Annotated in this window: 9 protein-coding genes; all 9 read left to right on the forward strand. The window is 71.0% G+C overall.

Annotated features, from left to right (window positions below):
* Nucleotides 1-5: 5 nt before the first annotated feature.
* Nucleotides 6-608, forward strand: a complete 603-nt coding sequence (nuoI, locus tag AB0P03_RS32170; protein WP_363585056.1) for an NADH-quinone oxidoreductase subunit NuoI — start codon at nt 6-8, stop codon at nt 606-608.
* Nucleotides 605-1,621 carry an NADH-quinone oxidoreductase subunit J gene (locus AB0P03_RS32175; protein ID WP_363632140.1) on the forward strand — a complete coding sequence of 339 codons (1,017 nt, stop codon included), beginning with the start codon at nt 605-607 and terminating at the stop codon, nt 1,619-1,621. Before nuoI ends, AB0P03_RS32175 begins: the two co-directional genes overlap by 4 nt.
* Nucleotides 1,618-1,917 carry an NADH-quinone oxidoreductase subunit NuoK gene (gene nuoK / locus AB0P03_RS32180; protein WP_363585058.1) on the forward strand — a complete coding sequence of 100 codons (300 nt, stop codon included), beginning with the start codon at nt 1,618-1,620 and terminating at the stop codon, nt 1,915-1,917. The genes AB0P03_RS32175 and nuoK overlap by 4 nt, the downstream gene beginning before the upstream one ends.
* Before the next feature lie 13 nt (nt 1,918-1,930).
* On the forward strand, nt 1,931-3,826 hold the full coding sequence (nuoL, locus tag AB0P03_RS32185) for an NADH-quinone oxidoreductase subunit L (protein WP_363585060.1): 1,896 nt from the start codon (nt 1,931-1,933) through the stop codon (nt 3,824-3,826).
* 34 nt (nt 3,827-3,860) lie between these two features.
* The gene (locus AB0P03_RS32190) at nt 3,861-5,480 is read left to right on the forward strand and encodes an NADH-quinone oxidoreductase subunit M (protein WP_363632142.1); all 1,620 of its coding nucleotides are present in this window, start codon (nt 3,861-3,863) and stop codon (nt 5,478-5,480) included.
* A gap of 11 nt (nt 5,481-5,491) precedes the next feature.
* Nucleotides 5,492-7,114 (forward strand): NADH-quinone oxidoreductase subunit NuoN, encoded by a 1,623-nt coding sequence (nuoN, locus tag AB0P03_RS32195; protein ID WP_350877774.1) that lies wholly within the window; start codon nt 5,492-5,494, stop codon nt 7,112-7,114.
* A gap of 303 nt (nt 7,115-7,417) precedes the next feature.
* Nucleotides 7,418-8,428, forward strand: coding sequence for a polyprenyl synthetase family protein (locus AB0P03_RS32200; protein ID WP_363585063.1), 1,011 nt, complete (start codon nt 7,418-7,420; stop codon nt 8,426-8,428).
* Between the two features lie 115 nt (nt 8,429-8,543).
* Complete coding sequence (locus tag AB0P03_RS32205) at nt 8,544-9,206, forward strand: response regulator transcription factor (protein WP_363585065.1); 663 nt, start codon at nt 8,544-8,546, stop codon at nt 9,204-9,206.
* 329 nt (nt 9,207-9,535) lie between these two features.
* A partial coding sequence (locus AB0P03_RS32210) for a 2-oxoacid:acceptor oxidoreductase family protein (protein ID WP_363632143.1) occupies nt 9,536-10,223 on the forward strand: 688 nt, incomplete at its 3' end.

Here is a 10,223-nt window from a genome sequence, read left to right on the forward strand (position 1 = left end):
CCGAGATGTCGTCCGACCAGACGGAGCGGGCCGAGCGGCCCGACAAGCCGTCGATCCTCGGCCCGGCCGCCGGCTTCGGCGTGACCTTCAAGGCCATGTTCAAGAAGCGGCTCACCGAGCAGTACCCGGAGCAGAAGAAGCCCACCGCTCCGCGCTTCCACGGCCGCCACCAGCTGAACCGGCACCCGGACGGCCTGGAGAAGTGCGTCGGCTGCGAGCTGTGCGCGTGGGCCTGTCCGGCCGACGCCATCTACGTGGAGGGCGCGGACAACCGGGAGGAGGAGCGCTACTCGCCGGGCGAGCGCTACGGCGCGGTCTACCAGATCAACTACGCCCGCTGCATCCTGTGCGGGCTGTGCATCGAGGCCTGCCCGACCCGCGCGCTCACCATGACCAACGAGTACGAGCTGGCCGACTCCTCGCGCCGGGACCTGATCTTCACCAAGGAGCAGCTGCTGGTCGGCCTGTCCGAGGGCATGGTGGACGCCCCGCACGCGATCTTCCCGGGCGCCGACGAGGGCGCGTACTACCGGGGCGAGATCACCGCGGCGGCGCCCGGGACGGTTCAGCAGGAGCGCACCGACCGGGAGCGGGAGGTCCAGCAGTGACCTCCCTCAACCTGGCCGCGACCGGGACGACCTCCGTCGGGGAGGCCGTCCAGTTCTGGGTGCTCGCGGTGATCGCGGTCGGCGGCGCGCTCGGCATGGTGCTGATGCGCAAGGCCGTGCACAGCGCGCTGTGCCTGGCGGCCACGATGATGGCGCTGGCGGTCTGTTACATGGCGCAGGGCGCGGTGTTCCTGGGCGTGGTGCAGATCGTCGTCTACACCGGCGCGATCATGATGCTGTTCCTGTTCGTGGTGATGCTGGTCGGCGTCACCAGCGAGGACTCCCTGAAGGAGCAGCTGAAGGGCCAGCGGTTCGCCGCGGTGCTGTGCGGGCTGGGCTTCGGCGTGCTGCTGATCGCCGGGATCGCCAACGCGCGGCTGGACCACTTCACCGGCCTGTCCGAGGCGAACGCCGAGGGCAACGTGCCGGGCCTGGCCCGGCTGATCTTCACCCGGTACGTGTGGGCGTTCGAGGTCACCGGCGCGCTGCTGATCACCGCGGCGATCGGTGCGATGGTGTTGACCCACCGCGAGCACGTGAAGGCGCCGAAGACGCAGCGCGAGCTGGCCGCCCAGCGGGTCGTGGACAACCTCCAGCTGCCGCCGCTGCCGGCGCCGGGCGTGTACGCGCGGCACAACGCGGTGGACGTTCCGGCGCTGCTGCCGGACGGCACGATCGCCGAGGACTCGGTGATGGCGACGCTGCGCGAGCGCGGCCAGGTCCGGGACGTCAGCCAGGAGATGCTGCGGCGGATGGCCGAGCTGGAGAACACCACGGCGGACTGGCTGGGCCGGCCGTCGTCCGAGCGGCCGGCGGTCGCCGGACCGCGCAAGTCCCTGGAGCCGGTGCCGGCGTCGGTGCCGGCGTCGGTGAACGGCAAGGACGGCAACGGCGGTCCGAACGGTCTGAACGGCAACGGCGGCCTGAACGGCAACGGCGGTTCGAACGGCAAGGACGGCTTGAACGGCAAGGACGGCCTGAACGGCCGCGCCGACGAGGAGGGAGCGGAGTGAACCCGGCCAACTACCTGTACCTCGCGGCCCTGTTGTTCACCATCGGCGCGGCCGGAGTGCTGATCCGGCGCAACGCGATCGTGCTGTTCATGTGCGTGGAGCTGATGCTGAACGCCTCGAACCTCGCCCTGGTGACCTTCTCCCGGCTGCACGGCACCCTGGACGGCCAGATCATCGCGTTCTTCACGATGGTGGTCGCGGCGGCCGAGGTCGTGGTCGGCCTCGCCATCATCGTCTCCATCTTCCGGACCAGGCACTCCGCTTCGGTCGACGACAGCAATCTGATGAAGCTGTAGGCGGAGGGCCTCGGTGAACTCTCTCATTCCGCTGCTGGTGGCGGCCCCGCTGGCCGGCGCCGCCCTGCTCCTGCTCGGCGGCCGCGCGCTGGACCGCTTCGGCCACTGGCTGGCCACCGCCCTCGCGGCGCTCTCGTTCGGCTTCGGCCTGGCGCTGTTCTGGGACATGCTGGGCCGCGAGGCCGAGCACCGGGCCGTCACCGAGCACCTGTTCAGCTGGATCCCGGTGAACGGGTTCCAGGCCGACATGTCGTTCCGGCTCGACCAGTTGTCGATGACCTTCGTCCTGCTGATCACCGGCGTCGGCACGCTGATCCACCTGTACTCGGTGGGCTACATGGCGCACGACGAGCGCCGGCGCCGCTTCTTCGCGTACCTGAACCTGTTCCTGGCCGCCATGCTGCTGCTGGTGGTCGCCGACAACTACCTGCTGCTGTACTTCGGTTGGGAGGGCGTGGGCCTCGCCTCGTACCTGCTGATCGGCTTCTGGCAGCACAAGCCGAGCGCGGCGACGGCGGCGAAGAAGGCGTTCATCGTCAACCGGGTCGGCGACCTGGGCCTGTCGATCGCGATCATGCTGATGTTCACCGAGTTCGGCTCCTTCGCCTTCGAGCCGGTCTTCGGAGGGGCGGCGCAGGCGAGCGAGGGCAAGCTGACGGCGATCGGCCTGATGCTGCTGCTGGCGGCCTGCGGCAAGTCGGCGCAGGTGCCGCTGCAGTCCTGGCTGGGCGACGCGATGGAGGGCCCGACCCCGGTGTCGGCGCTGATCCACGCGGCCACCATGGTGACCGCCGGCGTCTACCTGATCACCCGCTCGTCGGCGATCTTCGACCTGGCGCCGGACGCGCAGACCGCCGTGGTGGTGGTCGGCGCGGTCACGCTGCTGTTCGGTGCGATCGTCGGTTGCGCGAAGGACGACATCAAGAAGGCGCTGGCCGGGTCGACGATGTCGCAGATCGGCTACATGGTGCTGGCGGCCGGGCTCGGCCCGATCGGCTACGCCTTCGCGATCATGCACCTGGTGACGCACGGCTTCTTCAAGGCCGGGCTGTTCCTCGGCGCCGGGTCGGTCATGCACGGCATGAACGACGAGGTGAACATGCGTCACTACGGCGGCCTGCGCAAGTACATGCCGGTCACCTTCGTCACCTTCGGCCTCGGTTACCTGGCGATCATCGGCTTCCCCGGCCTGTCCGGCTTCTTCTCCAAGGACAAGATCATCGAGGCGGCCTTCGCCAAGGGCGGCACCGAGGGCTGGATCCTCGGCCTGTGCGCGCTGACCGGTGCCGCCGTCACCGCGTTCTACATGACCCGGGTGATGCTGCTGACCTTCTTCGGCGAGAAGCGCTGGCAGCCGGACGCGGAGGGCAACGCCCCGCACCCGCACGAGTCGCCGAAGACCATGACCATCCCGATGGTCCTGCTGGCCTTCGGCTCGGTCTTCGCGGGCGGGCTGTTCGCCTTCAACGACTCGTTCCTGACCTGGCTGGAGCCGGTCACCGGACACTCCGAGGGCAACTCGCCGCTCGCCCCGCTGGTGGTCACCGTGCTCACCACGGCCTGCATGCTGGCCGGCGTCCTCGTCTCGTACCTGATGTACGGGCGCTCCGCCGTCCCCGTGGTGCCGCCGGTCGGCTCCCCGCTCACCCGGGCCGCCCGCCGCGACCTGCTCCAGGACGACTTCAACCACGCCGTCCTGGTCCGCCCGGGCTCGGCGCTCACCGCGACGCTGGTCTACTTCGACAGCCGCGGTCTGGACGGCTTCGTCAACGGCCTGGCCGCCACCATCGGCGGCGTGTCCAGTCGGCTGCGGCGGGTCCAGAACGGCTTCGTCCGCTCGTACGCGCTCTCCATGTTCGGCGGCACGCTGGTGCTGGTCGCCACGACTCTCCTGATGAGGTCCGTCTGATGACTCGCGCAGATTCCACGTGGGGGGTGCGGCCATGAGCGCGTTGCTGACCGCCACCTGTGCCGTCCCGGCGGCCGGCGCGGTGCTGACCGCCGCCCTGCCCGCCGGGTCGACCGAGCGCCGCCGCTCGACCACCAAGGCCGTCGCCCTGGGCGTCTCGGTCGTCACCCTGGTGCTGGCCGCCGTGGTGGCGACCCGCTTCGACCCGCACGGCGATCGCTACCAGCTGACCGAGTCGTACAGCTGGATCCGCTCCTTCGGCATCACCTTCTCGCTCGGCGTGGACGGCATCGGCGCCGTCCTCGCCCTGCTCACCGCCGTCCTGGTGCCGGTGGTGATGCTGGCCTCCTGGCACGACGCCGACCCGGGGCCTGCCTCTCCCGACGGCACCTTTGAGGGCAGGCGCCGCACCCAGGGCTTCTTCGCCCTGATCCTGGCGGTGGAGGCGATGGTGGTCGTCTCCTTCTACGCCACCGACGTCTTCCTCTTCTACGTGTTCTTCGAAGCCATGCTGATCCCGATGTACTTCCTGATCGGCGGCTTCGGCGACCGGGCCGGCGGCCCCGACGCGGCGCGCCAGCGCTCGTACGCGGCCGTGAAGTTCCTGCTCTACAACCTGCTCGGCGGCCTGGTGATGCTGGCCGCCGTGATCGGCCTGTACGTGATCGCGCAGGACCAGGGCTTCGGCACCTTCGACCTCCAGACCCTCACCTCGGCGATCGCCGACGGCAAGCTCCAGCTGTCCGGCACCGCCGAGAAGGCGCTGTTCCTGGGCTTCTTCTTCGCCTTCGCGGTGAAGGCCCCGCTGTGGCCGCTGCACACCTGGCTGCCGAACGCGATGGGCGAGGCCACCGCCGGCACCGCCGTGCTGATCACCGCCGTGGTGGACAAGGTCGGCACCTTCGCGATGCTGCGCTTCTGCCTCGGGCTGTTCCCGCACGCCTCGAAGACCTTCGCCCCGGTGATCCTGGTCCTGTCGGTGATCGGGATCATCTACGGCGCGCTGCTGGCGGTCGGTCAGAAGGACATCAAGCGGCTGGTCGCCTACGCGTCGATCTCGCACTTCGGCTTCATCATCATGGGCATCTTCGCGCTGACCAGCCAGGGCCAGAGCGGCGCCACCCTCTACATGGTCAACCACGGCATCTCCACCGCCGCGTGGATGCTGGTGGCGGGCTTCCTGATCTCCCGCCGCGGCTCGCGGCTGATCGCCGACTACGGCGGGGTGCAGAAGGTCGCCCCGGTGCTCGCCGGGACGTTCCTGATCGGCGGTCTGGCCACCCTGTCGCTGCCCGGGCTGGCCCCGTTCGTCAGCGAGTTCCTGGTGCTGGTGGGCACGTTCACCCGCTACCCGGCGATCGGCATCGTGGCGACCTTCGGCATCGTGCTGGCCGCGCTGTACGCCCTGCTGCTGTACCAGCGCACCATGACCGGCCCGGTGAAGGCCGGCGTCGGCGGGATGCCCGACCTCAAGGTCCGCGAACTGGCCGTGGTCGCCCCGCTGGTGGCGCTGACCATCCTGCTCGGCGTCTACCCCAAGCCGCTCACCGACCTGGTCAACCCCTCGGTGAACGCGACGCTCTCGCAGGTCCACGAGACCGACCCGGCGCCGGCCCACCCGGTCGCCGCCACCTCAGGAGGTGAGCAGAAGTGAGCACCACCGGCATGCTCGCCGCCGCCGGCGGCAACACCGCCAGCATCCCGGCGCCGCACCTGGAGTACGGCCAGCTCTCCCCGATGCTGGTGGTGTTCGGCGCCGCCGTGGCCGGCATCCTGGTGGAGGCCTTCGTGCCCCGCCGGTACCGGCACTGGACGCAGGTGTCGCTCGCCCTGGCCGGGCTGATCGGCTCCTTCGTCGCCGTGGTGGTGCTGGCCTCCCAGGGCTTCGGCTCCACCCGGGTCGACCTGCTGGCCATGGAGTCCGTCGCGCTGGACGGCCCGGCGCTGTTCCTGCAGGGCGTGATCCTGCTGGCCGCCGTCGTCGCGGTGCTCACCTACGCCGAACGGAAGCTGGAGCCCAAGGCGGGCGGCCTGCCCGCCGACGCCTTCGCGGCCCAGGCCGCCGCCACCCCCGGCGGCGAGCAGGAGCGGGCCGCGGTCCGGGCCGGCTTCGCCACCAGCGAGGTCTTCCCGCTCACCATGTTCGCGGTCGGCGGGATGCTGCTGTTCCCCGCGGCCAACGACCTGCTGACGATGTTCGTGGCGCTGGAGGTCTTTTCCCTCCCGCTGTACCTGCTCTGCGCGCTGGCCCGGCGCCGCCGGCTGCTCTCCCAGGAGGCGGCCGTCAAGTACTTCCTGCTGGGCGCCTTCGCCTCGGCGTTCTTCCTGTTCGGCACCGCGCTGCTGTACGGCTACGCGGGCAGCGTGAAGCTCGGCGACATCTCGGACGTGATCTCCGGCAAGGCGATGACCACCCCGGCGCAGCTGAGCAGCACCCAGAGTGACGCGCTGCTGCTGATCGGCCTGGCGATGCTCGCGGTCGGCCTGCTGTTCAAGGTCGGCGCGGTGCCGTTCCACTCCTGGACCCCGGACGTGTACCAGGGCGCGCCGACCCCGGTGACCGGCTTCATGGCGGCGGCGACGAAGGTCGCGGCCTTCGGGGCGTTCCTGCGGCTGTTCTACGTGGCCTTCCCGGGCCTGCGGCTGGACTGGCGGCCGGTGCTGTGGGGGGTGGCGATCCTCACCATGGTGGTGGGCGCGGTGCTGGCGGTCACCCAGCAGGACGTCAAGCGGCTGCTGGCGTACTCCTCGATCGCGCACGCCGGGTTCATCCTCACGGGCGTGATCGCCACCAACAAGCAGGGCCTGTCCTCGGTGCTGTTCTACCTGCTGTCGTACTCCTTCGTGACGCTCGGCGCGTTCGCCGTGGTCACCCTGGTGCGCGACTCCAAGGGCGAGGCGACCCACCTGTCCAGCTGGGCCGGGCTGGGCCGGCGCTCGCCGCTGGTGGCGGCGGTGTTCGCGCTGTTCCTGCTGGCCTTCGCCGGGATCCCGCTGACCTCCGGGTTCACCGGGAAGTTCGCGGTGTTCCAGGCGGCGGCGGCCGGCGGGGCGACGCCGCTGGTGATCGTCGGTGTGCTGAGTTCGGCGGTGGCCGCGTTCTTCTACATCCGGGTCATCGTGCTGATGTTCTTCTCCGACCCGAAGCCGGGCGGCCCGACGGTGGCGATCCCGAGCGCCTTCACGGCGACCGCGATCGGGGTGGGGGTGCTGGTCACGCTGGGTCTCGGCCTGCTGCCGCAGTACTTCCTGGACCTGGCGTCGAAGGCCGCGCTGTTCGTCCGCTGACCGCCGCCGGGGCGGCGCCGCCGCCCCGGGCCCGTCCGGGCCGCGCCCTCGGCGCGCGGTCCGGACGCGCGTTTGCCGCCGGCCCGCCGGCGGAGGGGCTCCGGCCCGTGTTTTCCAGCTGAATTCGCCCCCACCGCAGTACTGCCCCCACAGCCGCCCTGACCAGGGCATCCGGCCCGATCATGACAGGATCCGCACGCCCGTGCAGTGATCCACTCGTGACCGGATACCCTGCCTGTATGGCCAGCGGCGGCACTCAGGGACCAGGCCGCTAGATCGACCAGGGACAGAGGAGTGGTCTTCGTGACCGTCGTGGGACCCTTCGGGCTCAGCGTGCAGGACCGCGACCTGACCCGGGACGTTCAGGCCGGACTGGACGCGGTGGAGACGGCGCTCGCCGAGGCCGTCAAGAGCGACGTCCCGTTCATCACCATCACCGCCAGTCACCTCATCGAGGCCGGCGGCAAGCGCTTCCGTCCGCTGCTGCTGCTGCTGGCGGCGCAGTTCGGCGACCCGGGGGCGCCCGGTGTGGTGCCGGCGGCCGTCGTCGTCGAACTCACCCACCTGGCGACCCTGTACCACGACGACGTCATGGACGAGGCCCCGGTGCGCCGCGGCGCCCCCAGCGCCAACTCCCGCTGGGACAACTCGGTGGCCATCCTCACCGGCGACTTCCTGTTCTCCCGCGCCTCCCAGGTGCTCGCCGACCTCGGCCCCGAGGCGGTGCGGATGCAGGCCGACGCCTTCGAGCGGCTGGTCACCGGCCAGATCCTGGAGACCCGCGGCCCCGGCCCGGACGGCGACCCGCTGCTGCACTACCTCGACGTGCTGGCCGGCAAGACCGGTTCGCTGATCGCGGTCTCCTGCCGGATAGGAGCGCTGATGGCCGGCGCCGAGCCGTGGATGGTGGACACCCTCAGCGAGTTCGGCGAGCGGATCGGCATCGCCTTCCAGCTGGCCGACGACGTGCTGGACATCGCCAGCGACGGCCAGGAGTCCGGCAAGACCCCCGGCACCGACCTGCGCGAGGGCGTGCCGACCCTGCCGACCCTGCTGCTGGAGCAGATGCCGGCCGACCCCGCCGACCCGGCCGACACCCGGCTGCGCGAACTGCTCACCCTGGACCTCGCCGACGACGAGCTGCACGCCGAGGCGCTGCGGCTGCTGCGCCGCCACCCCGCGCTGGAGCGCGCCCGCCGGGAGACGCTGCGCCAGGCCGAGGACGCCCGGGCGCTGCTCGCCCCGCTGCCGGACTGCGCGGCGAAGGCGGCCCTGGAGGGGCTCTGCGACGCGGTGGCGATCCGGACCATGTGACCGGGGCGCGGCGGGCGGCAGCCCCTGACCGGCGGATCCGCGGACGGCGGGCCGGGTGTTCACCCGGATGGGGGAGACTGGCCCCTGTCAGCTCTGCCCTGCCGGGAAGGTCACCATGCGCCGCGTCGTCATAGCCGAGGACTCCGTACTGCTGCGGGAGGGCCTGACCCGGCTGCTCACCGACCGGGGCCTGGAGGTCGTGGCGGGTGTCGGGGACGGCGCCGCGCTGGTGAAGACCATCCACGACCTGGCCGCGGCCGGGCAACTGCCGGACGTCGTGGTCTCCGACGTGCGGATGCCGCCGAGCCACACTGACGAGGGCCTGCGCGCCTGCGTCGAGCTGCGCGGGCGCTACCCGGAGCTGAACGTGCTGGTGCTGTCGCAGTTCGTGGAGGAGCGGTACGCCTCCGAGCTGCTGGCGGGCTCCACCCGGGGCGTCGGCTACCTGCTGAAGGACCGGGTCGCGGAGGTGCGCGAGTTCGCGGACGCGGTGGTCCGGGTCGCCGAGGGCGGCACCGCGCTGGACCCGGAGGTGGTGCAGCAACTCCTCAGCCGCAGCCGCAAGGGCGACGTGCTGGCCAACCTCACCCCGCGCGAGCGGGAGGTGCTCGGGCTGATGGCGGAGGGCCGCACCAACAGCGCGGTGGCCAAGCAGCTGGTGGTCTCGGACGGCGCGGTGGAGAAGCACGTCAGCAACATCTTCCTGAAGCTGGGCCTGGCGCAGAGCCCGGAGGACCACCGACGGGTGCTGGCGGTGCTCACCTACCTCAACTCGTAGCCGTCCCGGCGGCCGGGCAGCTCGGGGGCAGGGGGGCGGCCGTCGGACGCGGAATGATCTCCGGCGGCCGGACGTTGTACCCCGTGTGCGGTACGGGCGCGGGCCGGTGTTTTCCCGCCGCACGTGGGAGTTCCGTCCGGGATCAAGTGCCCGCGCATAGGATGCGGGAGGTGCACCAAGCGGACGGGGCACGGGGCCGCGCCCGCGGTGGTGTGCCCTCGAGGAGGTCCGCGGCAGTGACCAGTCAGGTCGATCAGTCAGAGGCAGTGGACGGCTCGGACGGCGACGGTGGTCGTTCCGGGAACGGTGACGGACGCCCCGGTGCGGCCGTGCCCGCCGATCCAACGGCCCCGGGAGGTTCGCCGCCGAGGCACGGCAAGCCGATCCGCCGACTGGACCGGGTGATCATCCGTTTCGCCGGTGACTCGGGTGACGGCATGCAGCTCACCGGTGACCGGTTCACCTCGGAGACGGCGTCGTTCGGCAACGACCTCTCCACGCTGCCGAACTTCCCGGCCGAGATCCGGGCGCCCGCCGGGACGCTGCCGGGCGTGTCGTCCTTCCAACTGCACTTCGCGGACCACGACATCCTCACCCCGGGCGACGCGCCGAACGTGCTGGTGGCGATGAACCCGGCGGCGCTGAAGGCGAACCTGGAGGACCTGCCGCGCGGCGCGCAGATCATCGTCAACACGGACGAGTTCACCAAGCGCGCGCTGGCGAAGGTCGGTTACGCGGCGGACCCGCTGGCCGACGGCTCGCTGGAGGGCTACCACCTGCACAAGGTGCCGCTGACGACGCTGACCCTGGAGGCGTTGAAGGACAGCGGGCTGGCGCGCAAGGACGCCGAGCGGGCCAAGAACATGTTCGCGCTGGGGCTGCTGTCCTGGATGTACCACCGCCCCACCCGAGGGACGGAGACCTTCCTGCGCGGCAAGTTCGCGAAGAAGCCGCAGATCGCCGAGGCGAACATCAGCGCCTTCAAGGCGGGCTGGAACTTCGGTGAGACCACGGAGA

It is taken from the genome of Kitasatospora sp. NPDC088779 (genome assembly GCF_040685395.1).
GTDB lineage: Bacteria > Actinomycetota > Actinomycetes > Streptomycetales > Streptomycetaceae > Kitasatospora.

Bases quoted from the DNA above. Each gene is read 5' to 3' on its own strand.
- nuoI (WP_363585056.1), top strand. From the start codon at position 6: ATGTCGTCCGACCAGACGGAGCGGGCCGAGCGGCCCGACAAGCCGTCG.
- AB0P03_RS32190 (WP_363632142.1), top strand. From the start codon at position 3,861: ATGAGCGCGTTGCTGACCGCCACCTGTGCCGTCCCGGCGGCCGGCGCG.
- AB0P03_RS32205 (WP_363585065.1), top strand. From the start codon at position 8,544: ATGCGCCGCGTCGTCATAGCCGAGGACTCCGTACTGCTGCGGGAGGGC.
- nuoN (WP_350877774.1), top strand. From the start codon at position 5,492: ATGCTCGCCGCCGCCGGCGGCAACACCGCCAGCATCCCGGCGCCGCAC.